The organism is Mesorhizobium sp. P3_A2, from assembly GCF_056403115.1.
This window is the reverse complement of sequence record NZ_JBFUGC010000008.1, coordinates 121265-146802: the sequence shown is the minus strand read 5'-3', so window position 1 is coordinate 146802 and position 25538 is coordinate 121265. Positions and strand designations below refer to the sequence as shown.

At 63.6% G+C, this 25538-nt stretch carries 24 protein-coding genes and 1 pseudogene; 18 read left to right on the top strand and 7 right to left on the bottom strand.

Annotation, left to right across the window (positions count from 1 at the left end):
* Positions 1 to 9: 9 nt before the first annotated feature.
* From AC1DXM_RS19470 to AC1DXM_RS19455, 4 genes are all read right to left on the bottom strand, one after another.
* A complete protein-coding gene (locus AC1DXM_RS19470) occupies positions 10 to 1059 on the bottom strand; it encodes an aldo/keto reductase (RefSeq protein WP_477235282.1) in 1050 nt (349 codons plus the stop codon).
* A gap of 135 nt (positions 1060 to 1194) precedes the next feature.
* Complete coding sequence (locus AC1DXM_RS19465; protein ID WP_477235280.1) at positions 1195 to 1596, bottom strand: PIN domain-containing protein; 402 nt, start codon at positions 1594 to 1596, stop codon at positions 1195 to 1197.
* The gene (locus AC1DXM_RS19460) at positions 1596 to 1850 is read right to left on the bottom strand and encodes a type II toxin-antitoxin system Phd/YefM family antitoxin (protein ID WP_477235278.1); all 255 of its coding nucleotides are present in this window, start codon (positions 1848 to 1850) and stop codon (positions 1596 to 1598) included. Before AC1DXM_RS19460 ends, AC1DXM_RS19465 begins: the two co-directional genes overlap by 1 nt.
* 70 nt (positions 1851 to 1920) lie before the next feature.
* Positions 1921 to 2583 (bottom strand): YggS family pyridoxal phosphate-dependent enzyme, encoded by a 663-nt coding sequence (locus AC1DXM_RS19455; RefSeq protein WP_477235276.1) that lies wholly within the window; start codon positions 2581 to 2583, stop codon positions 1921 to 1923.
* A 148-nt stretch (positions 2584 to 2731) separates the two neighbouring features.
* Between AC1DXM_RS19455 and leuS the strand changes: the two genes are divergently transcribed.
* Both leuS and lptE read left to right on the top strand, forming a co-directional pair.
* Positions 2732 to 5359, top strand: a complete 2628-nt coding sequence (gene leuS / locus AC1DXM_RS19450; RefSeq protein WP_477235274.1) for a leucine--tRNA ligase — start codon at positions 2732 to 2734, stop codon at positions 5357 to 5359.
* Positions 5346 to 5921 carry an LPS assembly lipoprotein LptE gene (lptE, locus tag AC1DXM_RS19445; protein ID WP_477235272.1) on the top strand — a complete coding sequence of 192 codons (576 nt, stop codon included), beginning with the start codon at positions 5346 to 5348 and terminating at the stop codon, positions 5919 to 5921. Before leuS ends, lptE begins: the two co-directional genes overlap by 14 nt.
* Positions 5922 to 6139: 218 nt before the next feature.
* On the opposite strand, the gene fsa is transcribed toward lptE, so the two are convergent.
* Complete coding sequence (gene fsa, locus AC1DXM_RS19440) at positions 6140 to 6796, bottom strand: fructose-6-phosphate aldolase (RefSeq protein WP_477235270.1); 657 nt, start codon at positions 6794 to 6796, stop codon at positions 6140 to 6142.
* A gap of 90 nt (positions 6797 to 6886) precedes the next feature.
* Here fsa and AC1DXM_RS19435 point away from each other — a divergent pair, with 90 nt between their 5' ends.
* From AC1DXM_RS19435 to AC1DXM_RS19400, 8 genes are all read left to right on the top strand, one after another.
* Positions 6887 to 9070, top strand: a complete 2184-nt coding sequence (locus tag AC1DXM_RS19435) for a primosomal protein N' (RefSeq protein WP_477235268.1) — start codon at positions 6887 to 6889, stop codon at positions 9068 to 9070.
* 37 nt (positions 9071 to 9107) lie between these two features.
* On the top strand, positions 9108 to 9803 hold the full coding sequence (locus AC1DXM_RS19430; protein ID WP_477235266.1) for an aspartate/glutamate racemase family protein: 696 nt from the start codon (positions 9108 to 9110) through the stop codon (positions 9801 to 9803).
* A gap of 95 nt (positions 9804 to 9898) precedes the next feature.
* A complete protein-coding gene (locus AC1DXM_RS19425; RefSeq protein WP_112559758.1) occupies positions 9899 to 10294 on the top strand; it encodes an AGROH133_08824 family phage infection protein in 396 nt (131 codons plus the stop codon).
* A gap of 247 nt (positions 10295 to 10541) precedes the next feature.
* Positions 10542 to 11102 (top strand): F0F1 ATP synthase subunit delta, encoded by a 561-nt coding sequence (locus tag AC1DXM_RS19420; protein WP_142869119.1) that lies wholly within the window; start codon positions 10542 to 10544, stop codon positions 11100 to 11102.
* On the top strand, positions 11102 to 12631 hold the full coding sequence (gene atpA / locus AC1DXM_RS19415) for a F0F1 ATP synthase subunit alpha (protein ID WP_023822025.1): 1530 nt from the start codon (positions 11102 to 11104) through the stop codon (positions 12629 to 12631). Before AC1DXM_RS19420 ends, atpA begins: the two co-directional genes overlap by 1 nt.
* A gap of 31 nt (positions 12632 to 12662) precedes the next feature.
* Entirely contained in the window at positions 12663 to 13547 is an 885-nt protein-coding gene (locus tag AC1DXM_RS19410) for a F0F1 ATP synthase subunit gamma (RefSeq protein ID WP_436262367.1), read from the top strand.
* A gap of 70 nt (positions 13548 to 13617) precedes the next feature.
* Positions 13618 to 15201, top strand: a complete 1584-nt coding sequence (atpD, locus tag AC1DXM_RS19405; protein ID WP_477235263.1) for a F0F1 ATP synthase subunit beta — start codon at positions 13618 to 13620, stop codon at positions 15199 to 15201.
* A gap of 102 nt (positions 15202 to 15303) precedes the next feature.
* Entirely contained in the window at positions 15304 to 15711 is a 408-nt protein-coding gene (locus tag AC1DXM_RS19400) for a F0F1 ATP synthase subunit epsilon (RefSeq protein ID WP_454572870.1), read from the top strand.
* A gap of 57 nt (positions 15712 to 15768) precedes the next feature.
* On the opposite strand, the pseudogene AC1DXM_RS19395 reads toward AC1DXM_RS19400, so the two are convergent.
* Positions 15769 to 15948: pseudogene (locus AC1DXM_RS19395) on the bottom strand (ABC transporter permease); the annotation flags it as partial.
* A gap of 122 nt (positions 15949 to 16070) precedes the next feature.
* On the opposite strand from AC1DXM_RS19395, the gene lepB reads away from it, so the two are divergent.
* Positions 16071 to 17045, top strand: coding sequence for a signal peptidase I (gene lepB, locus AC1DXM_RS19390; protein WP_477235260.1), 975 nt, complete (start codon positions 16071 to 16073; stop codon positions 17043 to 17045).
* A gap of 21 nt (positions 17046 to 17066) precedes the next feature.
* On the opposite strand, the gene AC1DXM_RS19385 is transcribed toward lepB, so the two are convergent.
* Entirely contained in the window at positions 17067 to 18569 is a 1503-nt protein-coding gene (locus tag AC1DXM_RS19385; protein ID WP_477235258.1) for a mannitol dehydrogenase family protein, read from the bottom strand.
* Positions 18570 to 18742: 173 nt separating this feature from the next.
* Here AC1DXM_RS19385 and uxaC point away from each other — a divergent pair, with 173 nt between their 5' ends.
* From uxaC to kduD, 7 genes are all read left to right on the top strand, one after another.
* A complete protein-coding gene (gene uxaC, locus AC1DXM_RS19380; protein WP_477235256.1) occupies positions 18743 to 20152 on the top strand; it encodes a glucuronate isomerase in 1410 nt (469 codons plus the stop codon).
* A gap of 37 nt (positions 20153 to 20189) precedes the next feature.
* Positions 20190 to 21167 (top strand): TRAP transporter substrate-binding protein, encoded by a 978-nt coding sequence (locus tag AC1DXM_RS19375; RefSeq protein ID WP_477235254.1) that lies wholly within the window; start codon positions 20190 to 20192, stop codon positions 21165 to 21167.
* A 67-nt stretch (positions 21168 to 21234) separates the two neighbouring features.
* Complete coding sequence (locus AC1DXM_RS19370) at positions 21235 to 21798, top strand: TRAP transporter small permease (protein WP_477235252.1); 564 nt, start codon at positions 21235 to 21237, stop codon at positions 21796 to 21798.
* Positions 21799 to 23079, top strand: a complete 1281-nt coding sequence (locus tag AC1DXM_RS19365) for a TRAP transporter large permease (protein ID WP_203280293.1) — start codon at positions 21799 to 21801, stop codon at positions 23077 to 23079.
* A 33-nt stretch (positions 23080 to 23112) separates the two neighbouring features.
* Positions 23113 to 23889, top strand: a complete 777-nt coding sequence (locus AC1DXM_RS19360) for a FadR/GntR family transcriptional regulator (RefSeq protein WP_477235250.1) — start codon at positions 23113 to 23115, stop codon at positions 23887 to 23889.
* Between the two features lie 20 nt (positions 23890 to 23909).
* Positions 23910 to 24767, top strand: a complete 858-nt coding sequence (kduI, locus tag AC1DXM_RS19355) for a 5-dehydro-4-deoxy-D-glucuronate isomerase (protein WP_477235248.1) — start codon at positions 23910 to 23912, stop codon at positions 24765 to 24767.
* A complete protein-coding gene (kduD, locus tag AC1DXM_RS19350; RefSeq protein WP_477235246.1) occupies positions 24764 to 25531 on the top strand; it encodes a 2-dehydro-3-deoxy-D-gluconate 5-dehydrogenase KduD in 768 nt (255 codons plus the stop codon). The genes kduI and kduD overlap by 4 nt, the downstream gene beginning before the upstream one ends.
* The last annotated feature ends 7 nt before the right edge of the window (positions 25532 to 25538 follow it).

Sequence of the window (25538 nt, the reverse complement as noted above, 5' to 3'; positions counted from 1 at the left end):
GAGATGTGCCTATTTCTTCGGCACGAACGGCGCCGGGCGGCGGCCGGCACCCTGGCGCTCCAGCATCCAGCCGGGATATTCGGAGGGCAGCGCGCTGACCTCGTCCAGTTTGGCGAGATCGTCGGCGTCGAGCTTCACATCGGCGGCTGCAAGGTTCTGCTCCAGCTGCTCCATGCGGCTGGCGCCGATGATGACGCTCATGACGAAGGGTTTGGCCAGCACATAGCCGAGCGCCACCGTGGCGACGCTGACGTCGTGCTTCTTGGCGATGTCGCGCATGACGGCGACAGCTGCCCAAGCGCGGTCCTCATTGACCGGCGGGAAGTTGAAGGCGGCGCGGCGGCCTTCGCCATTGCCGGGCGCGCCGGGGCCGTATTTGCCCGACAGCAAGCCACCGGCCATCGGCGACCACACCATCAGCCCGAGCTTCTCCTCGTTGATGAGCGGCACGATCTCGCGCTCGAGGTCGCGGCCGGCGATCGAATAATAGGACTGGATGGTCTCGAAGCGGGAAAAGCCCTTGCGCCCGGCAATGCCCAGCGCCTTGGCGATGCGCCAGGCCTGCCAGTTGGAGACGCCGATATAGCGAACCTTGCCGCTGGCGACGAGATCGTCGAGCGCCCGCAGCGTCTCGTCGATCGGCGTCACCGTGTCGGTGCCGTGCAACTGGTAGAGGTCGATATGGTCGAGCTGCAGCCGCTCCAGGCTGGCGTCGACCGAATCCATGATGTGGCCGCGCGACGAGCCGCGCTCGTTTGGGCCCTGGCCCATGGCGCCGTGGACTTTGGTGGCGATGATGACGTCCGAGCGTTTGACGCCAAGATCCCGGAGCGACTGGCCGAGCAGGCGTTCGGAATCACCGAAGGAGTAGACGTCGGCCGTGTCGAAGAAGTTGACGCCGGCGGCGATGGAGCGGGCAACGATGTCGTTGACGCCTTTCTGGTCGAGGCTGGCGATCAGGCCCCATTGGGCATTCTCGCCGGCGGCGCCGAAGGTCATGGTGCCAAGGCAAAGTTCGGAGACGAACATCCCCGTATTTCCGAGTTGATTGTAGCGCATGGGTAGCGGCTCCAGCAGATGTGTGATGACGCCAATCAAATAGGAACGGTACGTTTCGTTTCCAGTGGTGGCGCAACGACAGGCTTGCGATTGGTCCAAGCATGCCAGCTCGCGTTCGTCAGGTAACGGAGGCGGTTAGTCGTCCCAAGGGTTAAGCACCGTGACGCCTGTATCATCGAAATCAGTGACGTTGCGCGTTACAAGGATGAGATCATGGACGAGCGCGGTTGCTGCGATGAGCGTGTCCGCGCTGCCTCGTGTGCGGCCGGCGGTGATGCGGCCCCAAGCCAATGCGACATCTTCCGTAACAGCAAGAATACGGTCGGCATTGTCCCGCCGAAGCGCGCGTAGCCAAAGATCGAGGCGTGTTGCCTTTTCGGAGTCGACCTTGCGCAACTTGACGATCCCACGCTCGATCTCTCCAAGCGTTATGACGCTGAGACTCACCGATGTGGGATCCACCGAAGCCAGCCATTCGGTAGGCTTGGGCAGTCGCCTCTGCACATCCGAAACGATGTTCGTATCGAGCAGATACATCAGAGGTCGATATCCCGGATCATCGTATCCGGGCGGCGGTTGACCTCTTCGGCGAAATCATCATCCCAAACCGGGCCGGTCAAAAGATACTCGGCCAACGACTTTTTCTTTCCAGCCAGACGGTCATAATCTTCGGCGGAAAGCACCACTGCGGCACGCTCGCCGCGCAACGTCACCGTCTGCGGTCCTTCGCTGCGCGCGCGTTGAACCACCTTGGAGAAATTGTTCTTGGCGTCCTGAAGGTGCCAGTTCATGAATGCTTCCTAGCTAGCTTGGCTAGATATAGCATTCGGCCGACGACGCGGCAAGGAGCGCAGGGCGAAGCTACCGGCTGCCGAAGATAGCCGACCCAACCCTGACACTGGTGGCGCCGAAGGCGATGGCGGTCTCGTAATCGCCAGACATGCCCATCGACAGCTTTTCCACCCCGGCCTCGCGCGAGAGCTTTTCCAGCAAAGCGAAATGCGGGCCGGGGTTTTCGTCCGCCGGCGGAATGCACATCAGGCCTTCGATGGCCAGTCCGTGAACATCACGGCAACGGGCGACGAAGGCGACGGCGTCGCGTGGCTCGATGCCGGCCTTTTGCGGCTCCGAGCCGGTGTTGACCTGGACATAGAGTTTTGGCGTCCGGCCTTGCCTTGTGATCTCTTTGGCAAGTTCGGCGGCGATCTTCTCGCGGTCGACGGTCTCAATGACATCGGCCAAAGCGACAGCTTCCTTCGCCTTGTTCGACTGCAGCGGGCCGATCAGATGCAGCTCGATATCGGGGAATTCGGCTTTCAGCGCCGGCCATTTGGCCTGCGCTTCCTGCACGCGGTTTTCGCCGAAGACGCGCTGGCCGGCTTCGATGACCGGTCGGATGGCGTCGGCCTCAAAAGTCTTCGACACGGCCACCAGGGTAACGGAACCGGCGGCGCGGCCGGCCTCGCGCTCGGCAACGCCGATCCTCGTCTTGACGGCGAAAAACTGTTCGACGGCGCTGGCCATGCCTATATCCTGCCTGTCTTTAATCGCCCTCGCCGGCTCGTCGCAGTTGACGGGTCCGGCAATCCATGGTGAACACCGCGACGACATTTACCTTGGCCACCGGGCCTTGTCCGGCGGTCTGCGCCTGCTTTTAAGTGAAAATCATCCGATGGCAACCGAACGATACAATCCGCGCGCGTCTGAGCCCAAATGGCAGAAAGCCTGGGCCGAAAAGAAGCTGTTCGAAGCGCACAATGACGACCCGAAGCCGAAATACTACGTGCTGGAGATGTTCCCCTATCCGTCGGGGAAGATCCATATCGGCCATACCCGCAACTACACGATGGGCGACGTGGTGGCGCGCTACAAGCGGGCCAAGGGTTTCAACGTGCTGCATCCGATGGGTTGGGATGCTTTCGGCATGCCGGCCGAAAATGCCGCGATGCAGAACAAGGTCCACCCCAAGGAGTGGACCTACGCCAACATCGCCGCCATGCGCGAGCAGCTCAAGATGATGGGCCTGTCGCTGGACTGGTCGCGCGAATTCGCCACCTGCGACGTCGACTATTACCACCGCCAGCAGATGCTGTTCCTCGATTTCGTCGAGAAGGGGCTGGTGACGCGCAAATCCTCCAAGGTCAATTGGGACCCGGAGGACATGACGGTGCTCGCCAACGAGCAGGTCATCGACGGGCGCGGCTGGCGCTCGGGCGCGCTGGTCGAGCAGCGCGAGCTGACGCAGTGGTTTTTCAAGATCACCGATTATGCGCAGGACCTCTTGGATTCGCTGAACGGTCTCGGCGAGTGGCCGGAAAAGGTCAAGCTGATGCAGCAGAACTGGATCGGCCGCTCCGAAGGGCTGCTGATCCGCTGGCCGCTGGCAGCACCCGTCGGTGACGCGCACGAACTGGAGGTCTACACGACCCGGCCCGACACCATCTTCGGCGCCTCCTTCATGGCGGTCGCTGCCGACCATCCGCTGGCCAGGAAGGCCGCGGAGAGCAATGTCGAGCTGGCGAAGTTCATCGACGAGGTGCGCCATATGGGCACGTCGGTGGCGGCACTTGAGACGGCCGAGAAGAAGGGCTTCGACACCGGCATCCGCGTCGTCCATCCGTTCGACGATTCATGGACGCTGCCGGTCTATGTCGCCAATTTCGTGCTGATGGAATACGGCACCGGCGCCATTTTCGGCTGCCCGTCTGGCGACCAGCGCGACCTCGACTTCGCCAACAAATACGGCCTGCCGGTGACCCCGGTGGTGATGCCGGAAGATGCCGACGCAAAGACCTTCCAGATCACGGAAGAGGCCTATGTCGATGACGGCGTGATGATCAATTCGCGCTTCCTCGACGGCATGAAGCCGGAGCAAGCGTTCGACGAAGTCGCGAAGCTGCTGGAGCAGAAAAGCATCGGCGGCCGGCCGATGGCCGAGCGCAAGGTGAACTTCCGCCTGCGCGACTGGGGCATTTCGCGCCAGCGCTACTGGGGCTGCCCGATCCCGATGATCCATTGCGAGGATTGCGGCGTGGTGCCGGTGCCGAAGGCCGACCTGCCGGTCAGACTGCCCGACGACATCGAGTTCGATCGTCCCGGCAATCCGCTCGACCGTCACCCGACCTGGCGGCATGTGAAGTGCCCGCAATGCGGCAAGAATGCGCGGCGCGAGACCGATACGATGGACACGTTCGTCGATTCGTCCTGGTATTTCGCCCGCTTTACCGCGCCCTGGGCCAACGAGCCGACCGAGCCCAAGGCGGCCGATGACTGGCTGGCGGTCGACCAGTATATTGGCGGCATCGAGCATGCGATCCTGCATCTGCTCTATTCGCGCTTCTTCACCCGCGCCATGCGCGAGACCGGGCATCTGGACCTCGCCGAGCCGTTCAAGGGTCTGTTCACGCAAGGCATGGTGGTGCACGAGACCTACCGCGTCGGCGGCGCGTCGACCAATGGACGCTGGCTGTCGCCGGCAGAGGTCAGGATCGAGGATGCCGGCGGCAAGCGCCGCGCCATCGAGATCGCCACCGGCGAAGAGGCGGCGATCGGCTCGCTCGAAAAGATGTCGAAGTCGAAGAAGAACACCGTTAGCCCGGAAGACATCACCGACGGCTACGGCGCCGACACGGCCCGCTGGTTCATGCTGTCGGATTCGCCGCCGGAGCGCGACGTCGAATGGACCGACGATGGCGCCGCCGGCGCGCATCGCTTCATCCAGCGCGTCTGGCGCCTGCTGTCGATCGCCGCCGAGACGCTCGACGGCGTCAAGCCGCAAGCGGCGAAGGAGGGCGAGGCCGGTGCCGTTTCCAAGACCGCGCACAAGATCCTGAAGGCCATCGGCGAGGACATCGAGAAGCTCGGCTTCAACCGCGCCATCGCCCGCATCTACGAGCTGGCCAACGCCTTGACCACGCCGCTCAATGACGTCGCCGAGGGCAAGTCCGATGCAGCGCTCAGAGGCGCCTGCCGCGAGGCGGTGGAGATCCTGGTGCATGTGGTTGCGCCGGTCATGCCGCATCTGGCGGAGGAGTGCTGGCACACGCTGGGGGGCACCGATCTGGTCGCCGAACGGCCGTGGCCGGTCTACGATCCGGCGCTGGTCGTCGACAACGAGATCGTGCTGCCGGTCCAGGTCAACGGCAAGAAGCGTGGGGATTTGACAATTGCCCGCGACGCGGACCAAGGTGCGGTCGAAAAAGCGGTGCTGGCCCTCGACTTCGTGCAAAAAGCGCTGGAAGGTAAGGCGCCCCGCAAGGTGATCATCGTGCCGCAGAGGATCGTCAATGTCGTTGCCTGATCTGGAAAAGACGACGCATTTGCTGCGCCGCGCCGCGCTGTACGGCATGGTCGCCTCGATGGCGCTGGTTTCGGCCTGCACGGTCAGGCCGCTCTATTCCAGCGCGCCGTTGACGGCAGGCTCGACGGTTAGCGCTTCAGCCGAACTGGCGTCGATCGCGGTCAAGCCGGTCAAGACCCGCTACGCCCAGCAGGTCCGCAACAATCTGATCTTTGCCTTTGGCCAGGGCGCCGGCGAGCCGCCAGCGCCGGTCTACACGCTCGATCTCGGCGTCACCGAACTGGTCGAATCGGCCGCGGTGGTGCAGGTCCAGACCGACGAGGATGAGCCGACCGCAGGCACGGTGACGCTGACGGCGAACTATGTGCTGACCGATGCCAAGACCGGTGCGGTCATCGCCACCGGCAAGCGCTCGATCCCGTCATCCTTCGACAAGCCAAGGCAGGAGTTCGCCTCCTACCGGGCGCAGCTCGACGCCGAGAACCGCGCCGCGCGCGAACTGGCCGAAATGGTGAGCCTGTCGGTCGCCCAGGACTTGGTCAGGCACGGCAAAAAGGCCTGAGAGACCGTTTGGAAATTCTACTCCGGCGGTCATCTGATGGCGTTTTCTGCGCTTCCGGTGCTCACGGACCGAAATGTCCGCTGCGCTCCGGTTCTCGAAACCACCACCATATGACTCGCCAGAGCGAATTTCGAAACGGTCTCTGAGCGTTCCCCAATATGCGGATCGCAATAAAAAAGGCCGGTTCCCGGCCTTTTTGTTGATATCGAAGCCTGGTCTCAGCTGATCTTCTGGCCGGTCTTGGCCCAGTCCGCGAGGAATTGTTCGAGGCCCTTGTCGGTCAGCGGGTGCTTGACCAGCGCCTTTAGCGTCGCCGGCGGCGCGGTGATGACATGGGCGCCGATCAGCGCCGCCTGCTTGACGTGGTTCACCGTGCGCACCGACGCGGTCAGGATCTCGGTCGGGTAATCGTAATTGTCGTAGATCTGCTTGATCTCGGCGATCAGCTCCATGCCGTCGGAGCCAGTGTCGTCGATGCGGCCGACGAAGGGCGAGATGAACGAGGCGCCGGCCTTGGCGGCCAGCAGCGCCTGGTTGGCCGAGAAGCACAGCGTCACATTGACCATGCGGTTCATCTCGGTGCGGATCGTCCTGCAGGCGCGCAAGCCGTCCAGCGTCAGCGGCACCTTGATGCAGACATTGTCGGCGATCTTGGCCAGGATCTTGGCCTCGGCCATCATGTCCTTGTATTCGGTGGCCACGACCTCGGCCGAAACCGGGCCCTTGACGATGTCGCAGATCTGCTTGGTGACATCGGCGATCTTGCCGCCGGATTTCAGGATCAGCGAGGGATTGGTGGTAACGCCGTCGAGCAGCCCCAGGTCGTTCAGTTCCTTGATGTCCTTGATGTCAGCGGTGTCGACAAAAAATTTCATGGGGGTCTCCTGAAAGATTTCCATGTGCAGGTCATGCACATTCGGGGTTGCCCTTTGATCTAGACCAAAGTCGGGGCAAGGTCACGCCCGATGATCGAAGATTCGCCCTTTGTCGCAGCCGCGCCGGTGCTGGTGCCGATGCCCGCCGAACGGCCCTACACCTATGCGGTGCCCGCCGGCATGCGCGTGGTGCCGGGCTCGATCGTGCGCGTGCCGCTCGGTCCGCGCCAGGTTGCCGGTATCGTCTGGGACGGCGCGGTCGAAAAGGTCGATGCGAAGAAATTGCGGCCGATCGAGCAGGTTTTCGACTGTCCGCCGATCGACCGCGGCATGCGCCGCTTCGTCGACTGGATCGCTCAGTACACGCTGTCGCCGCCCGGCATGGTGGCGCGCATGCTGCTCAGGGCGCCGGAGGCGTTCGATCCCGAACCATGGATCGAGGGCCTGCAACGGACGCTTCTCATGCCCGATCGGATGACGGATGCGAGGACACGCGTGCTGGAGACGGCGGAAGGTGGCCTCGCCTGGACGCGATCCGGGCTGGCGCATGCTGCCGGCGTGTCGTCGACGGTGATCGAGGGGCTCAAGGCGCAAGGCGTGTTCGAGACGGTGATGATCCCGCCGCGACCGGTGGTCGCAGCGCCCGATGCCTCCTACGCCCTGCCGGAGCTGATGACGGACCAGGCCGATGCCGCCGCCATGCTGCGCGCCAATGTCGCGGCCGGTGTTTTCAACGTGACGCTCCTCGACGGCGTTACCGGATCGGGCAAGACGGAAGTCTATTTCGAAGCGGTGGCGGCGGCTCTCGACCAGGGCAAGCAGGTGCTGATCCTGTTGCCGGAAATCGCGCTGACGCACGCCTTCCTCGAACGCTTCCAGCAGCGCTTCGGCGCCAAGCCGGCCGAATGGCATTCCGACCTGCCGCCCAGAATGCGCGAAAAGGTCTGGCGGCAAGTGGCGGAAGGCGGCGTGCGCGTCGTCGCCGGGGCGCGTTCGGCGCTGTTCCTGCCGTTCCGGCAGCTTGGGCTGATCGTCGTCGACGAGGAACACGACCCTGCCTACAAGCAGGAGGACCGCGTCTTCTACAATGCCCGCGACATGGCGGTGGTGCGCGGCCATATCAGCAGCTTTCCGGTGGTGCTGGCATCAGCGACGCCGTCCGTCGAAAGCCGGGTCAATGCGCAGCAAGGCCGCTACAGCAGGGCGGTGCTTTCGGCGCGCTTTGCCGAGGCCGCCCTTCCCGACCTCAAGACCATCGACATGCGCCGCACGCCGCCGGCGCGCGGCGGCTTCCTGTCGCCGCTGCTGATCGATCAGATGCAGCGCACGCTGGAGAAAAAAGAACAGTCGCTGCTGTTCCTCAACCGACGCGGCTATGCGCCGCTGACGCTGTGTCGGGTCTGCGGCCACCGTTTTGGCTGCCCGGTCTGCTCGGCCTGGCTGGTCGAGCACCGCTTTCGCGGCCAGCTCGTCTGCCATCATTGCGGGCACAATGAGAAGCGGCCGGAGGCCTGTCCCGAATGCGGCACGCTCGACCATCTCGTCGCCTGCGGGCCGGGCGTGGAGCGCATAGCCGAGGAGGTCGTGGCGCATTTCCCCGATGCGCGCACCATCGTCTTGTCCTCCGACCTGATGGGCGGCGTGCGGCGGCTGCGGCTGGAGCTCGAGGCCATCGCCAATGGCGAGGCCGACATCGTCATCGGCACGCAGCTGGTCGCCAAGGGGCATAACTTCCCCAACATGACCCTGGTCGGTGTCGTCGATGCGGATCTCGGTCTCGCCAATGGCGATCCGCGCGCCGCCGAGCGCACCTTCCAGCTGCTCAGCCAGGTGACAGGGCGCGCCGGGCGCACCGGCAAGAAGAGCCTTGGCCTGCTGCAGACGTTTCAGCCCGACCATCCGGTGATGCGGGCGATCGTCTCGGGCGATGCCGAGGCGTTTTACGAGCGCGAGATCACTGAGCGCGAACGGGCTGCACTCCCACCCTTCGGGCGGCTCGCCGGCGTCATCGTCAGCGCCGTGACGCGAGCGGAGGCCGAAGGGCATGCGCGCGGCCTGCGGCGTGCAGCACCGCAGGCCAGCGACCTGTTCGTGCTCGGCCCGGCCGAGGCGCCGCTGTCCCTGCTTGGCGGGCGCCACCGCTTCCGCTTGCTGATCCAGGGCGAGCGGCGGGCCGACATGCAAGGCTTCATCCGCACCATGCTGGCCGAAGGGCCGAAGCAGCGCGGCTCGGTCCGCGTGCAGGTCGACATCGACCCGCAGAGCTTTTTGTAAGATTGATCGTGCACATATTCGACGGAGCGAAGACGCCATGAAAACCCTTGGCCTCATCGGTGGCATGAGCTGGGAATCCACCGCCATCTACTATCGCTTGCTCAACGAGATCGTACGCGAGCGGTTGGGCGGGTTGCATTCGGCCAAGCTGCTGCTCCATTCCTTCGACTTCGCCGAAATCGCCGAGCGGCAGCATCACGGCGACTGGGACGGCGCGGGCGTGCTTCTTTCGGATGCCGCGCGCAAGCTGGAGACGGGCGGCGCCGAAGGGCTGCTGATCTGCACCAACACCATGCACAAGCTCGCCGACCATGTGCAGGCGGCGGTGTCGATCCCGCTCATCCACATTGCCGATGCCACGGCAGTGGCGGTCAAGGGCGCCGGCGTCAGGCGGCCGGCGCTGCTGGCGACGCGCTTCACCATGGAGCAGGATTTCTACAAGGGACGGCTGGCCGACAAATATGGCCTCGAGCCGGTGGTGCCGGATCAAGCCGGGCGCGACATGGTGCACCGCGTGATCTATGACGAACTCTGCCAGGGCATCGTCAGCGTGCCATCAAAGGCGGCCTATGTCGATGAAGTCACGCGCCTGCGGCGCGACGAAAAGATTGACGGCGTCATCATGGGCTGCACCGAGATCACCATGCTGATCGGCCAAAGCGATTTCGACATTCCGGTTTTCGACACCACGCGCATCCATGCCGAGGCCGCAGTCGAGTTCGCCCTCGCTTGATGCGCCGTTGCTAAACTGCCCACCGCCATCTGGCGCACAGTCTTTCCTTCGCTAGAATGGCCGTGATTTCAGACAGCCATTTGCGAGGGGATAAGATGGAATTTGCGTTTCCGTGGCCAACCAGCCAGGGCGAGTGGCTGGCGTGGTCGAGCGCCGTGGTCACCTTGGCGCTGGGCCTCATATTCTTCCTCGCCCCGGGGCTCGCCTTTCGCATCCTCAGGCTACAGGTCAGACCGGAGAAGGCAGCGGCCATCGCCGAAGGGCGCGGCCGCATGTCCGGCTTCTATCTCGGCGTCAGCCTGTGCTGCATTCTTTTGGCGCAGCCATGGCTCTATATGGCGCTCGGCTTCTCCTGGCTGTTCACCGCTTTCGGCCGTTTGCTGTCGATGATGTCGGACGGCGCCAACACGCCTTTCAACTGGGCGTCGATCATTGTCGAGCTGGTGCTGGCCGCGCTGCCGCTCGCCTTCGTCTTCGGCTTTCTGCCCTGAATCGGCGGCCAATCCGAAGGCTTTGGTTGAACTCTGCCGCCGGATGCGACAATAGTGCCTGAAAAGCATGCGGAACGACGCATTGCGGTCTTAAAATGCCTGTGCTAGACGGCAATCGACTTTCGGCCGGGGATAGCGGAAGCCGCGTCTTCGTGCTTGGAAAAACTTAGTAAGGTCAAAGATTTAGCCAGAGTTTTTTGCTCGCGCCAACAATCTGCGGCCTGTCAGACAAGAGAAAAGACGGTCCGTGGCTCAATCGTCATCGCCAATCTCAGGTGTCGCAGAACGCTACGCGGGTTCGCTGTTCGAACTCGCACTGCAGTCCAATTCAGTGGCCAAGGTCGAGGCCGACCTCAACAGCTTCGCAACGATGCTGGACGGCAGCGCCGACCTGACCCGCCTCATCAACAGCCCGGTGTTCTCCAGCGAGGACCAGGCCAAGGCCATCGCGGCGATCGCCGACAAGGCCGGCATCACTGGTCTCACCGGCAATTTCCTGCGCGTCGTCGCCCGCAACCGCCGTCTCTTCGCGGTACCCGGCATGATCAAGGCGTTCCGCCAGATCGCCGCCGAGCATCGCGGCGAGACTGCTGCCGAGGTCACTTCGGCGCATGAACTGACGGCAGCGCAACAGACAGAACTCAAGGCTGCGCTGAAAAGCGTCGCCGGTAAGGACGTGGCCATCGCCGTCACCGTCGATCCGTCGCTGCTCGGCGGGCTGGTGGTCAAGATGGGCTCGCGCCAGATCGATACGTCGCTCAAAACCAAACTCAATTCGCTCAAGCTTGCACTGAAAGAGGTCGGCTGATGGACATCCGCGCCGCGGAAATTTCCGCAATTCTGAAAGACCAGATCAAGAATTTCGGCAAGGAGGCCGAGGTCTCCGAAGTTGGACAGGTTCTGTCCGTCGGTGACGGTATCGCCCGCGTCTACGGCCTCGACAATGTCCAGGCCGGCGAAATGGTCGAATTCCCCGGCGGCATCCGCGGCATGGCGCTCAACCTCGAAGCCGACAATGTCGGCGTCGTCATCTTCGGCGCCGACCGCGACATCAAGGAAGGCGACACCGTCAAGCGCACCGGCGCCATCGTCGATGCGCCAGTCGGCATGGGCCTGCTCGGCCGCGTCGTCGACGCGCTCGGCAACCCGATCGACGGCAAGGGCCCGATCAAGGCGACCGAACGCAAGCGCGTCGACGTCAAGGCGCCAGGCATCATCCCGCGCAAGTCGGTGAATGAGCCGATGTCGACCGGCCTCAAGGCTATCGATGCACTGATCCCGGTCGGCCGCGGCCAGCGCGAGCTGGTCATCGGTGACCGTCAGACCGGCAAGACCGCCATCATTCTCGATACGATGCTCAACCAGAAGGCCGTGCACGACAACGGACCCGAGAAGGAAAAGCTCTACTGCGTCTATGTCGCCATCGGCCAGAAGCGCTCGACCGTCGCGCAGTTCGTGAAGGTGCTCGAAGAGCGCGGCGCGCTCGACTATTCGATCATCGTCGCCGCAACCGCTTCCGATCCGGCGCCGATGCAGTTCCTGGCGCCGTTCACCGCCTGCACCATGGGCGAATATTTCCGCGACAACGGCATGCACGCGCTGATCAGCTATGACGATCTGTCGAAGCAGGCCGTCGCCTATCGCCAGATGTCGCTCTTGCTGCGCCGCCCGCCGGGCCGCGAAGCCTATCCGGGCGACGTGTTCTACCTGCATTCGCGCCTGCTCGAGCGCGCCGCCAAGCTCAATGACGACAATGGCGGCGGTTCGCTGACCGCGCTGCCGATCATCGAGACGCAGGCCAACGACGTCTCGGCCTACATCCCGACCAACGTGATCTCGATCACCGACGGCCAGATCTTCCTCGAAACCAATCTGTTCTTCCAGGGCGTTCGCCCGGCCGTCAACGTCGGTCTGTCGGTGTCGCGCGTCGGTTCGTCGGCGCAGATCAAGGCGATGAAGCAGGTCGCCGGCTCGATCAAGGGCGAGCTCGCGCAGTACCGCGAAATGGCGGCCTTCGCGCAGTTCGGCTCCGATCTCGACGCCGCCACGCAGCGCCTGCTCAATCGCGGTTCGCGTCTGACCGAACTCCTGAAGCAGCCGCAGTTCTCGCCGCTCAAGGTCGAGGAACAGGTCGCGGTGATCTTCGCCGGTGTCAACGGCTACCTCGACAAGCTGGCGATCAATCAGGTCGGCAAGTTCGAGCATGGCCTGCTCAGCCACATGCGCTCGGCCGGCAAGGACGTGCTTGACGGCATCCGCAAGGAGAAGGCGCTGTCGGACGATCTGCGCGCCAAGCTGAAGGCCGAGATCGATGCCTTCGCCAAGACCTTCGCTTGAGAAGCCGGACGGACGGGATCAGGTTTGAAGCATGCCTTCGTTAAAAGACCTTCGTAACCGTATCGCCTCGGTCAAGGCGACGCAGAAGATCACCAAGGCGATGCAGATGGTCGCCGCGGCGAAGCTGCGCCGCGCGCAGGAAGCAGCGGAAGCCGCGCGCCCCTATTCGGAGCGCATGGGCTTGGTGCTCGCCAACATCACCCAGGCGATCGGCGGCGGCGGCGATGCCCCGGCGCTGATGACCGGCACCGGCAAGGACGACGTGCATCTGCTCGTCGTCTGCACCGCTGAGCGCGGCCTGTGCGGCGGCTTCAATTCGCAGATTGCGCGTCTCGCCCGCGACCACATCCGCCGGCTGTTGGCCGACGGCAAGCAGGTCAAGATCATCTGCGTCGGCAAGAAGGGTTTCGACATCCTGCGCCGCGACTATGGTTCGATGATCCTCGAACGCGTCGATCTGCGCGAGGTCAAAACGCTCGGCTTCGTCAATGCCGACGCCATTGCCCGCAAGGTCATCCACCTCTTCAACGAGGGTGGCTTCGACATCTGCACGCTGTTCTATTCGCAGTTCAAGTCGGTGATCAGCCAGATCCCGACGGCGCAGCAGATCATTCCCGCCGGTGTGGCTTCCGCTCCCGCCGAGGCGACCGCCGGCGGCAACGCCGTCTACGAATACGAGCCGGAGCCGGGCGAAATCCTGACCGACCTCATTCCGCGCAACATCTCGGTCCAGGTCTTCCGCGCGCTGCTCGAAAACGCAGCCGGTGAGATGGGCGCCAAGATGAGCGCCATGGACAATGCGACGCGCAATGCCGGCGACATGATCAACAAGCTGTCGATCACCTACAACCGCCAGCGGCAGGCGCAGATCACCAAGGAACTGATCGAAATCATTTCGGGCGCCGAGGCGCTCTAGGCGCGGCCGCCAGGAGGTCATCGACCTTGTGGTGGAGCGTGAGAAACAAAGGACGAAAAGGGTAAAGACGATGGCGAAAGCAGCGACCCCGAAGGCGGCAGCTCCCAAAGCGGCGGCAAAGGCTCCGGCAGCAGCGGCGAAGGCCGCTCCGGCCAAGACGGCGGCTGCGCCCGCCAAGGCAGCGGCCCCGGCCAAGGCTACGGCAGCGAAGACGACGGCCGCCGTTGTGAAGAAGACCGGCGTTGTCGGCAAGGTCCGCCAGGTCATCGGCGCTGTCGTCGACGTCCAGTTCGGCGATCACCTGCCGGCCATTCTGAACGCCATCGAGACGACCAATGTCGGCAATCGCCTGGTGCTCGAAGTTGCCCAGCATCTCGGTGAAAACACCGTGCGCTGCATCGCGATGGACTCCACCGAAGGTCTGGTTCGCGGTCAGGACGTCTATGACACCGGCGCGCCGATCACCGTGCCGGTCGGCCCGGGCATGCTCGGCCGCATCATCAACGTCATCGGCGAGCCGGTCGACGAAGAAGGCCCGGTCGACGGTATCGAAATGCGCGCCATTCACCAGCCGGCTCCATCCTATGTCGAACAGTCGACGGAAGCGCAGATCCTGATCACCGGCATCAAGGTTCTCGATCTTCTGGCGCCCTACGCCCGCGGCGGCAAGATCGGCCTGTTCGGCGGCGCCGGCGTCGGCAAGACCGTGCTGATCCAGGAACTGATCAACAACGTCGCCAAGGCTCACGGCGGCTTCTCGGTGTTCGCCGGCGTTGGCGAGCGCACCCGCGAAGGCAACGATCTCTATCACGAGTTCATCGAGTCCGGCGTCAACAAGAAGGGCGGCGGCGAAGGCTCCAAGGCGGCACTGGTCTATGGCCAGATGAACGAACCGCCGGGCGCACGTGCCCGCGTCGGCCTGACCGGCCTGACGGTCGCTGAATATTTCCGCGACCAGGGCCAGGACGTGCTGTTCTTCGTCGACAACATCTTCCGCTTCACGCAGGCGGGTTCGGAAGTGTCGGCGCTGCTCGGCCGTATTCCTTCGGCCGTGGGCTATCAGCCGACGCTCGCTACCGACATGGGCGCGCTGCAGGAACGCATCACGACGACGACCAAGGGCTCGATCACCTCGGTGCAGGCGATCTATGTGCCCGCCGACGATTTGACCGATCCGGCGCCGGCGACCTCCTTCGCCCACCTTGACGCGACGACCGTGCTTAACCGCGCGATCTCGGAAAAGGGTATCTATCCGGCCGTCGATCCGCTCGATTCGACCTCGCGCATGCTCGACCCGATGGTTGTCGGTGAAGAGCACTACCAGGTCGCCCGCCAGGTGCAGTCGATCCTTCAGCGCTACAAGTCGCTGCAGGACATCATCGCCATCCTGGGTATGGACGAGCTCTCGGAAGAGGACAAGCAGACCGTGGCCCGCGCCCGCAAGATCGAGCGCTTCCTGTCGCAGCCCTTCTTCGTCGCCGAAGTGTTCACTGGTTCGCCGGGCAAGCTGGTCGACCTCGCCGACACCATCAAGGGCTTCAAGGGCCTCTGCAACGGCGACTACGATCACCTGCCGGAAGCCGCCTTCTACATGGTCGGCGGCATCGAAGAAGCGGTCGAGAAGGCACAGCGTCTCGCGGCTGAAGCGGCATAAGAAGCGAATAGCGAATAGGGAGTAGCGGAATAGGGATTGATGGGTTGAGCGGGTCTTCTTTCCCTACTCGCTACTCACTATTCCCTACTCGCTAAAATGATCATGGCTGAAGCTTTCCAATTCGAACTGGTCTCGCCGGAGCGGCTGCTCGTTTCCGAGCAGGTCGAAGCTGTCGTCATTCCGGGCGCCGAAGGCGAGATGACCGTGATGGCGCATCACGCACCGGTCATGACCACGATCAAGCCGGGCGTCGTCACGGTGAAGACCGCCGGCGGCAAGGAAGAGCGCTATGTGGTGTTCGGCGGCTTTGCCGACATTGTTCCGGCCGGCTGCACGCTGCTCGCCGAATCGGCGGTTGCCGTCGGCGACATCGATCGCGCCGATCTCGCCCGCCGCATCCAGGACGCCAAGGAAGACGCTGCCGATGCCAAGGACGATCAGTCCCGCAGCAAGGCCGAGCAGTTCCTCGCTCAGCTCACCACGCTCGAAAGCGCACTGCTGGCAGCCTAAGCCGCAGAACGACTTGAAGATAAAGCCGGGCTCAGCCCGGCTTTTTTGTTGCGGCCTTCATCCCCGGATCGTTGCGCGCACAGGCGCACGGCCGTGGCGGGATTTCAGGGCGGGCAGCGCCAGCATCAGCAGCACGAACAGGTCGGTGGCCAGCTTCAAGTCGGGCGGCGGCATGCCGGCCGTCAGGCAGAGCGAGATGAGTCGGTACTAGGCGATAGCGCCGGCAAAGGGCGCCAGCCAGAGACAATTCTTGGGTCGGGCGCAACCGCGATTTGGCTGTGGCGGCACAGTCAGGCGGGACTTGCCTCAGGTTTTTGTTTGTCGGACAGTCCGGCTGCCTAGGCATTGAGGGGTGGCCGATGACGGAACAAGCAGCGCAACCGGAAAAGGCCTCGCGATCCCTGTGGACGACGGCGTTGATAGCGGCGTTCGGCGGCCCATTCGCCGGCTTCCTATGGATCGGCGCCGGCCGGCTGGCCTTGATCAGCCTGCTGGTCATCACCGGCGCCACCATCGCGATCTGCTACATCGGGTTTCCGGTGATACCGGGCATGGATCTTGCTGCCGTGGGCACCTACTCGGGTTACGGCCTGATGATCGTGTGGATAGCGATCGTTCTCCCCTTCGCAGGCCGGTTCAAGCCGGACAAATGGTACGCGCGAGGGGTTTCGGTGTTCGTGCTGGTGTTTTACGCCTCGATCGTGGCCGCGCTCGTCACCCGCACGTTCCTGTTCCAGTCCTTTTCCACGCCGTCCGGCAGCATGGTGCCGACGCTGGTGAACGGCGACTACTTTTTTGCCTCCAAGTTCGCCTATGGCTATGGCCGCTACACTGTTCCTCTGGGGCTGCTGCCATTCGAGGGCCGGATCTTCGGCGCCGAGCCCAAGCGCGGCGATATCGTCCTGTTCAGGCCGCCGTCCGAACCCGACATCGATTACGTCAAGCGGGTCGTTGGTCTTCCCGGCGACAAGATCCAAATGGTCGGCGGCGTGCTCCATATCAATGATGCAGCGGTTGGTCTGGAAGACATTGGTCCTTATTCATCGGACGATGGGGCAGGCAAAGAGCAGCGAGAAACTTTGCCAAATGGCGTTTCTTACCTGACCCTCAGTCTGACGGATCGGTCGGTCGGGGATGATACGATGGCGTGGACCGTGCCGGAGAACGAGTATTTCATGCTGGGCGACAATCGCGACAACTCCAATGACAGCCGCTTTCGCATGGGGACGATCCCTTTCGACAACCTGGTCGGCAAGGCCGTGCGATTGTTCTGGAATTCGAAAGGCACGGACTATTCGTCGCGGCAGGCGCTGGACGCTCCGGCAGGACAATAGGGTTGGTGGATGCGACCCTGCTTACTTTGTTTTTCCCGGTATGCCGCGCGCGGCGAGCGCAAGCGCGACCCCGCCTTGCCGGATATGGACGCAATGGGCGGCGACCAGTTCGATGAGCGCCTGCTTCTCGGGCTTGCCGCTGGCGAAGCCGGCGAGGTCGAACACTGCCGCCACCCGTTCCAGCGTCGGCTGGTCGCCGAGCGCGGCCAGCGCTGTGTCGAGCGGGTCGGTGAAGTGGGCTTCCGGCAGGTCCTTGCCGCGCGCCTCGCAGGCCGCGATCCAGGCGGCGATCACCAGAGTCAGATGCTCCGGGACCAGGCCGGACTGGATGCGTTCGATGGCGGAAGCGACAATACGTTGCGGCAGTTTCTGGCTGCCGTCATTGGCGATCTGCGCCGTGCGGTGGGCGAGTGCTGTGTTGGAGAAACGTTCGGCGAGTTCTGCCGTATAGGCTGATGTGTCGAGCCCGGCATCTCCAGGCAAGGTCGGGATCGCTTCAGCCCAGAGCCGGTCGACGAACGCACGGATCGCGGGATCGGCGAAGGCACGGTCGACGGTGGCATGGCCACCGAGCAGGCCGAGATAGGCGATGCCCGAATGGGCGCCGTTAAGCAGCCTCAGCTTCATGTCCTCGAATGGCCTGACGTCCTCGACCATGGTGACGCCGAATTTTTCCCAGGCCGGCCGGCCGGCCGGAAAGCTGTCTTCGATCACCCATTGCCGGAAGGGCTCGGTCATCACCGGCCAGGCGTCCGCGACGCTGAGTTCGCCGGCAATGCGCCCCCGATCGGCATCGGTGGTTGCCGGCACGATGCGGTCGACCATGCTCGAGGGAAACGCGACCTCGTCGGCGATATGGCTCGCGAGTCGCGTATCGCTCGACGCAGCGACCCGGGCGTCGCGCAATTTGGCGAACGCGATCAGCAGCCGGTGCAGCGTGGCGCCGTTGGCCGGCAAATTATCACAGCACAGCACGGTGAAGGGCGGCGTGCCGGCGGCACGGCGGCGTGCCAGCGCTTCAGCCAGGAAGCCATGTGCGGTCTTCGGCGATCCGGGATTGCCGAGATCGTGCACGATCTCGGCATGGGTCGCGTCGAGGCTGCCATCGGCTGCTCTCAAATAGGCTTTCTCGGTGATGGTCAGCGTGACGATGCGGGTGCCCGGATCGGTCAGCGCGGCGAGCACCGCGCCGGGATCTTCCGGCGCCACCAGCATCGACTGGATAGAGCCGATGACCTGGAGCTTTTCGCCGCCGCTATCCCTGACCGCCAGCGTGTAGAGCCCATCCTGCGGCGTCAGCGCATCACGTGTGTCGGGGCTGCGCAGTGACACGCCGATGATGCCCCAGCCGGTCTCGCCGGCCGCCAGGCAGTCATCGACATAGGCTGCCTGATGGGCGCGGTGAAAGGCGCCGACGCCGAGATGGACGATGCCTGGGGCGACGGCGGCGCGGTCATAGGCCGGGATCGCAACCGAGGCCGGCAAGGATTGCACCGTTTCGTTGCAAAGGCGTCTGGTTGTCATGGTTTGGCTTGTCGGGCTCGAATTGATCGGTCGGGAGGCTAGCGGCGTAACATCCGTTCTCTCGCCGCACAATGACCCGGTGTCGGCTAAAAGTCATCATACAACAATCCAATTTTTGTATGTTGACATTACTTCTTCCCAATCCTACCGATAGCGCCCTTGGGAGGAGTGATGTGGCAGGATTGACCGACCCGGATCTGCTTTTTGCCGCTGAAGGGCGCTCGCTTTCGATCGCGCGCGATCTCTATGCCGGGGTCAAGGACCTGCCAATCGTCAGCCCGCACGGCCACACCGATCCGCGCTGGTATGCACTCAACGAGCCGTTTCCGGACCCGGCGCAATTGCTGGTCGTGCCCGACCACTACATTTTCCGCATGCTGTTCAGCCAGGGCGTGCGGCTGGAGGATCTCGGCGTCTCGACCCTCGACGGTTCGCCGGTCGAGACTGACGGAAGAGCGATCTGGCGGCGCTTTGCCGAGCACTATTACCTCTTCCGCGGCACGCCGACGCGGCTTTGGCTCGACCATGTGCTGGAGCATCTGTTCGGCATAGACGAGCCGCTCAGCGCTGAGACCGCCGACCGCCACTACGACACGATCGCTGGCCTGCTCAAGCAGGATGACTATCGCCCGCGTGCACTGTTCGAGCGGTTCAAAATCGAGGTCATTGCGACGACCGACGGGGCGCTGGACGATCTCCAATGGCACAAGGCGATCCGCGACAGCGGCTGGCAAGGCCGCGTGGTCACCGCCTACCGGCCGGATGCCGTCGTCGATCCAGACTTCGAGGGCTTCTTAGGCAACCTCGACCGTCTCGGCGAGGTCAGCGGCTGCGATACCGGCACATGGGCCGGCTATCTCGATGCGCATCGCCAGCGCCGCGCCTTCTTCAAGACGTACGGTGCGACCTCGTCCGACCATGGCCATCCGACGGCCGAGACCGCCAATCTTTCCGACGCTGCATCGGAAGAGCTGTTCAACCGCATCCGCCGCGGCTCTGACGACGAGCGCGAGCGCAAACTGTTTCGCGCCCAGATGCTGACCGAAATGGCCAAGATGAGCCGCGACGACGGGCTGGTGATGCAGATCCATCCCGGCTCGTGGCGCAATCATTCGCCTGGTGTTTTCCAAAAATTCGGTCGCGACAAAGGCTTCGATATCCCGACCCGCACCGATTATGCGGCGGCGCTCAAACCTTTGCTCGACTGCGTAGGACTGGAGCGCGACCTCTCCATCATCCTGTTCACGCTCGACGAGACCAGCTATGCGCGCGAACTGGCGCCGCTCGCCGGCGTCTATCCGGCGCTGAAGCTCGGGCCTGCCTGGTGGTTCCACGACAGCCCGGAAGGCATGCGGCGCTTCCGCGAAATGACCACCGAGACCGCCGGCTTCTACAACACCGTCGGTTTCAATGACGACACCCGCGCCTTTCCATCGATACCCGCCCGTCACGATATGGCACGCCGGGTCGACTGCGCCTTTCTCGCCCGTCTCGTCGCCGAGCACCGGCTACGGGGGGACGAGGCGCATGAGCTGGCGCGGGAGCTTGCCTACACGCTTGCCAAGAAGGCGTACCGGCTCTGAGCTGGCGTCGTGAATTTCAAAAGGGAGGAAGACAGTCATGTTGCATTTTTCAAAACTGACGGCGGCCACATTCGCCTTCGGTTCGCTGATGATCGGCGTTGCCAACGCCCAGACCGTGCTGCGCTCGGCCGACACCCATCCGGATGGATATCCGACGGTCGAGGCGGTCAAATATATGGGCGAACTGATCAAGGAGCGCACCGCCGGTCGTTATTCGGTCGAGGTCTATCATTCGGCGCAACTCGGCGAGGAGAAGGACACGATCGAGCAGACGCAGACCGGCGTCATCGATTTGAACCGCGTCTCGATGGGCCCGTTCAACGGCATCGTGCCGGAAACCGCGGTGCCGTCGCTGCCCTACATGTTCCGCTCGGTCGACCAGATGCGCCATGTCATGGACGGGCCGATCGGCGACGAGATCCTGAAGGCCTTCGAGGCGCATGATCTGGTCGGCCTTGCCTTCTACGATTCCGGCGCGCGCTCCTTCTACAACACCAAGAAGGACATCACCTCGATCGCCGACCTCAAGGGCATGAAGTTCCGCGTCATCCAGTCTGACGTGTTTGTCGACATGGTCAATGCGCTCGGCGCCAACGCCACGCCGATGGCCTATGGCGAGGTCTATTCGGCGCTCGAAACCGGCGTCATCGACGGCGCCGAAAACAACTGGCCGAGCTTCGAATCGGCCAAGCACTATGAGGTCGCCAAGCACTACACCGTCGACCAGCATCAGATCGTACCGGAAGTGCTGGTGATGGCGAAGCCGAGCTGGGACAAGCTGTCGCCGGAAGACCAGGCGATCGTCAAGCAGGCGGCCAAGGACAGCGTCGTCAAGATGCGCGAGCTGTGGGACGCGCAGGAAAAGAAGTCGCGCGACATCGTCGAGAAGGCCGGCGTCAAGGTCAGCGAGATCGACAAGCAGCCGCTGATCGATGCGATGAAGCCGGTTTACGACAAGTACCTGTCGACGCCGGAACTCAAGGATCTCGCCGCGCGCATCCAGGCAACCAAGTAATCTCCTGGCGGGGCGGCAGAGCGCCGCCCCGCCAATCATTTCAGGAACGGAAGGCCGGGAGGATCGGATGACTGCGGGAAATGCCAGGAGCGGCGCGCCGCCGCGCTTCAGCGCGGTGCTCTCGAAGATTTGCGACGGCGCGCTCTATCTCGCCTGTATCGGAATGGTCGTCATGACCGCGCTCGTCGCCTACCAGGTGTTTTCCCGCTTCGTGCTCAACGCGTCGCCGAGCTGGACGGAAGTCACCGCCATCATGCTGATGAACTGGTTCATCTTCCTCGGCGCGGCGGTCGGCGTGCGCGAGAACTACCATATGGGCTTCGACGTGCTGCTCTACATCCTGCCGAAGGGCAGCAAATGGGCGCTGCGCACATTGTCGGACCTGATCGCGTTCGGCTTTGGCTTCGGCATGGTCTGGTATGGTTGCAAGCTGGTCGGGCTGACCTGGCACACCGTCATTCCGGCGCTCGAACTTCCCGGCGGTTTCGACTATCTGCCGCTGGTCGCCGGCGGCGTTTTGATCTGCCTGTTCTCGGCAGAACGCATCGTGCTGCGCTGGTCGGGCGTCGACATCGACAAGGACATCAATCTCGAAGACGTGCCGGAAATGCCGGCCGTGCAGGAGGCCTAGATGGAACTCTGGATCCTGTTCGGCGTCTTTACGCTGTTGATGTTTGCAGGCACGCCGATCGCGTTTTGCCTGGGTGCCGCATCTTTCGCCACCGTGCTCTATCTCGGCCTGCCGCCCCTGGTGGTCTTCCAGCAATTGAAATCAGGCATGTCGGCGTTCTCGCTGATGGCGATCCCGTTCTTCATCTTCGCCGGCGACCTGATGGTGCGCGGCGGCATCGCGCAGCGCATCGTCTCCTTTGCTGGCTCACTGGTCGGCCATGTCAGGGGCGGGCTTGGTCAGGTCAACATCATCGCCGCGACATTGTTCGGCGGCATTTCCGGCTCGGCGGTGGCCGAAGCCGCCGCCGTCGGCGGGCTGATGATCCCGCAGATGAAAGAGCGCGGCTACGGCGCGGACTACGCTGTCAACGTCACCTCGATGGCGGCGCTGATCGCGCTGCTTTTGCCGCCGTCGCAGAACATGATCATCTATTCGATCGCCGGCGGCGGCAAGATTTCGATCGCCGACCTGTTCACCGCCGGCATCCTGCCCGGTCTGCTGTTCGCCGCGTCGCTGATGGTCACGGCCTATTTTGTCGCCCGCAGCCGCGGCTACCCGGTCGAGGCCTTCCCCGGCTTCTCGCGCGTCGGCCAGCTGGCGGTGATCGCCGTGCCCGGGCTTCTGCTCATCGGCATCATCTTCGGCGGCGTTCGCTCGGGCATATTCACGGCGACGGAAAGCTCCTGCATCGCCATCATCTACGCCTTGCTGGTCACCGTCTTCGTCTACCGCTCGATGGCCTGGAGCGATTTCGTCCACGCCACCAAGGGCGCGGTGCGCACGACCTCGATGGTGCTTTTGATCATCGGCACGGCGGCCTCGTTCAGCTGGCTGATGGCCTATCTCAAAGTGCCGGTGCTGCTGATCGCCGGGATGAACGCCATCTCCACCGACCCGCTGGTGGTGCTGCTTCTGCTCAACGTCCTGATGTTGCTGCTCGGCACCTTCATGGACATGGGGCCGATGATCATCATCTGCACGCCGATCTTCCTGCCGCTGGTCACGCATTACGGCGTCGACCCCGTGCATTTCGGCGTCATCACCATCCTCAATCTCGGCATCGGGCTGAACACGCCGCCGGTCGGCACGGTGCAGTTCGTTGCCTGCGCCGTCGGAAAGATCACGGTGTGGGAAGCGATGCGATCGATCTGGCCGTTCTATGGCGCGGGTATCGTGGTCCTGGGACTGGTGACGTATATTCCGGCGATCTCGCTCTGGCTGCCGAGTGTCTTCAAATAGGGCAAATAGGGCGTCTTCAAACAGGGGTGCGACATGGCATCGGATAGCGCTGTTGATCTCAGGGTCGAGAGAAAACCCAAACTGTCGGAGACCGTCGTCGCGGCCATCCGCAAGCAGCTGCATGCGGGCGAGATCCTGCCGGGCCACAAATTGCCGACCGAGGGACAGTTGACCGAGACTTTCGGCGTCAGCCGCACCGTCATCCGCGAGGCACTGGCCAAGCTTGCCGCCGACGGCCTGGTCGAGGCGCGCCAGGGCGCCGGCGTTTTCGTCACCGAGCACATCTCGACGATGTTCGGGGCGCTCGCCGCCGACATGGGCAGCAAGGATTCCATCGCGCTCAACGTGCTCGAAGTGCGTCTGGCCGTCGAAATCGAATCGGCCGGGCTCGCCGCCATCCGCCGCAACGCCGCGCAGGAGGCGGCGATCCAGGAAGCCTTCTTCGAGTTCGAGCGCCTGCTGCTCAACAGCGAGCCGACCGGCCCTGCCGATCTCGCCTTCCACCGGGCAATCGCCAGCGCCACCAACAACCCGTTCTATGTCGAGATGCTCGATGTGCTTGGCCGCCGCGCCATTCCTTGCGACGTGACCTCGCCCTGGTCGACCGAACTGGTGCAGTCCGATAGCTATCAGCGCGGGCTGCAGCGCGAGCATCTGGTGATCCTGAACGCGATCACGTCGGGTGACGCCGAAGCCGCGCGCGAGGCGATGCGCGCCCATCTCACCGCCAGCCAGCAGCGCTACCGCGAGCGCCTGCACGCCCGCCAGGTGTTTTATGCCGACTCGGTCAAGGCGGCGGAAACCGAATAGACGAATCAGCTGGAGCAGTAATGTCTCAAAGTCACCCGCATACCGATTTCACCTCGCGTTTCGCCATCGACCCGGTAGCCGCGGCGTCCATGGGAACCGACGAGTTACGTCACAACTTCCATATCGACGACCTGTTCCAGCCGGGGCGCGTCAGCCTGACCTATACCCATTATGACCGCATGATCGTCGGCGGCGCCGTGCCGGCGGCAGCGCCGCTGCCGCTGGAAGCGATCAAGCCGACGGGAACGAAGAATTTTCTCGACCGCCGCGAGCTGATCATCGTCAACATCGGCGGCGCCGGCTCGGTGACAGCGAACGGCGAGGCCCATCCATTGCAGCCGCGCGACATGCTCTATCTCGGCATGGGCAGCACCGATGTGTCGTTCGCTTCGGCGGATAAGGGCACGCCGGCCAAATTCTATCTGCTCAGCGCGCCGGCGCATCACGCCTATCCGAACCGGCTGATCCGCATCGGCGATGCCAAGCGGCTCGATCTCGGCAGCAAGGAGACCTGCAACGAGCGTTCGATCTTCCAGTTCATCCATGCCGACGGCGTCAAGACCTGCCAGCTGGTGGTCGGCATGACGCAACTGGCGCCGGGCTCGGTGTGGAACACCATCCCTTGCCATGTGCACGACCGGCGCATGGAGGCCTATCTCTATTTCGATCTGCCGGAGACGGCGCGCGTCTTTCACTTCATGGGCGAGCCGGACGAAACCCGCCATCTGGTGATGGCCAACGAAGAGGTGGTGCTGTCGCCGGGCTGGTCGATCCATTCGGGCGCCGGCACCTCCAACTATGCCTTCATCTGGGCGATGGCCGGCGACAATGTCGACTACACCGATGTCGATCCGGTGCCGCTGGGCGAATTGCGTTGAGCGCCGCTTCCGCCTTCAGCCTCACCGGCAGGCGCATCCTGGTCACCGGCGCCAACACCGGAATCGGCCAAGGCATCGCTATCTCGATCGCGCGCGCCGGCGGCACCGTCATCGGCGTCGGCCGCTCGGCGATGGACGACACGGAAACAAAGGTCAGTGAGGCCGGCGGGCAGTTCGAGGCCGTGCACAGCGATCTTTCCGATCATGCCGCCGCGAAAGCCATGCTCGACCAGGTCTGGGAAAAGACCGGCCCGATCGACGGCCTGGTCAACAATGCCGGCATCATCCGCCGCGCCGATGCGGTCGATTTCACTGAGGCCGACTGGGACGACGTCATCGACGTCAATCTGAAGACGCTGTTTTTTCTGAGCCAGGGTTTTGCCAGGCGCGTGCTGGCCGACCCCGGCCGGCGCGGCAAGATTGTCAACATCGCCTCGGTGCTGAGTTTCCAGGGCGGCATCCGCGTGGCATCCTATACCGCGTCGAAACATGGCGCGCTCGGCATAACAAAGCTGCTCGCCTGCGAATGGGCGGCAAAAGGCATCAACGTCAACGCCATTGCGCCGGGCTATATCGAAACCAACAACACCGAGGCGCTGCGCGCCGATCCCGACCGCAGTGCGGCCATACTGGCGCGCATCCCGGCCGGTCGCTGGGGCGGGCCGGAAGACATAGGCGACGCCGCCGTCTTTCTGCTGGCGCCGGCGTCCGACTATATGCATGGCGCGGTGGTTCCGGTCGACGGCGGCTGGCTGGCGCGATGAGGAGACA

Excerpts from the sequence above, each read along its gene's own strand:
- fsa (WP_477235270.1), bottom strand. The coding sequence starts at position 6,796 with ATGAAATTTTTTGTCGACACCGCTGACATCAAGGACATCAAGGAACTG.
- AC1DXM_RS19410 (WP_436262367.1), top strand. The coding sequence starts at position 12,663 with ATGCCTTCGTTAAAAGACCTTCGTAACCGTATCGCCTCGGTCAAGGCG.
- AC1DXM_RS19400 (WP_454572870.1), top strand. The coding sequence starts at position 15,304 with ATGGCTGAAGCTTTCCAATTCGAACTGGTCTCGCCGGAGCGGCTGCTC.
- AC1DXM_RS19385 (WP_477235258.1), bottom strand. The coding sequence starts at position 18,569 with ATGACAACCAGACGCCTTTGCAACGAAACGGTGCAATCCTTGCCGGCC.
- AC1DXM_RS19455 (WP_477235276.1), bottom strand. The coding sequence starts at position 2,583 with ATGGCCAGCGCCGTCGAACAGTTTTTCGCCGTCAAGACGAGGATCGGC.
- leuS (WP_477235274.1), top strand. The coding sequence starts at position 2,732 with ATGGCAACCGAACGATACAATCCGCGCGCGTCTGAGCCCAAATGGCAG.
- atpD (WP_477235263.1), top strand. The coding sequence starts at position 13,618 with ATGGCGAAAGCAGCGACCCCGAAGGCGGCAGCTCCCAAAGCGGCGGCA.
- AC1DXM_RS19375 (WP_477235254.1), top strand. The coding sequence starts at position 20,190 with ATGTTGCATTTTTCAAAACTGACGGCGGCCACATTCGCCTTCGGTTCG.
- atpA (WP_023822025.1), top strand. The coding sequence starts at position 11,102 with ATGGACATCCGCGCCGCGGAAATTTCCGCAATTCTGAAAGACCAGATC.
- kduI (WP_477235248.1), top strand. The coding sequence starts at position 23,910 with ATGTCTCAAAGTCACCCGCATACCGATTTCACCTCGCGTTTCGCCATC.
- lptE (WP_477235272.1), top strand. The coding sequence starts at position 5,346 with ATGTCGTTGCCTGATCTGGAAAAGACGACGCATTTGCTGCGCCGCGCC.
- AC1DXM_RS19370 (WP_477235252.1), top strand. The coding sequence starts at position 21,235 with ATGACTGCGGGAAATGCCAGGAGCGGCGCGCCGCCGCGCTTCAGCGCG.
- lepB (WP_477235260.1), top strand. The coding sequence starts at position 16,071 with ATGACGGAACAAGCAGCGCAACCGGAAAAGGCCTCGCGATCCCTGTGG.
- AC1DXM_RS19360 (WP_477235250.1), top strand. The coding sequence starts at position 23,113 with ATGGCATCGGATAGCGCTGTTGATCTCAGGGTCGAGAGAAAACCCAAA.
- AC1DXM_RS19425 (WP_112559758.1), top strand. The coding sequence starts at position 9,899 with ATGGAATTTGCGTTTCCGTGGCCAACCAGCCAGGGCGAGTGGCTGGCG.
- AC1DXM_RS19430 (WP_477235266.1), top strand. The coding sequence starts at position 9,108 with ATGAAAACCCTTGGCCTCATCGGTGGCATGAGCTGGGAATCCACCGCC.
- AC1DXM_RS19435 (WP_477235268.1), top strand. The coding sequence starts at position 6,887 with ATGATCGAAGATTCGCCCTTTGTCGCAGCCGCGCCGGTGCTGGTGCCG.
- AC1DXM_RS19465 (WP_477235280.1), bottom strand. The coding sequence starts at position 1,596 with ATGTATCTGCTCGATACGAACATCGTTTCGGATGTGCAGAGGCGACTG.
- AC1DXM_RS19460 (WP_477235278.1), bottom strand. The coding sequence starts at position 1,850 with ATGAACTGGCACCTTCAGGACGCCAAGAACAATTTCTCCAAGGTGGTT.
- AC1DXM_RS19365 (WP_203280293.1), top strand. The coding sequence starts at position 21,799 with ATGGAACTCTGGATCCTGTTCGGCGTCTTTACGCTGTTGATGTTTGCA.
- AC1DXM_RS19470 (WP_477235282.1), bottom strand. The coding sequence starts at position 1,059 with ATGCGCTACAATCAACTCGGAAATACGGGGATGTTCGTCTCCGAACTT.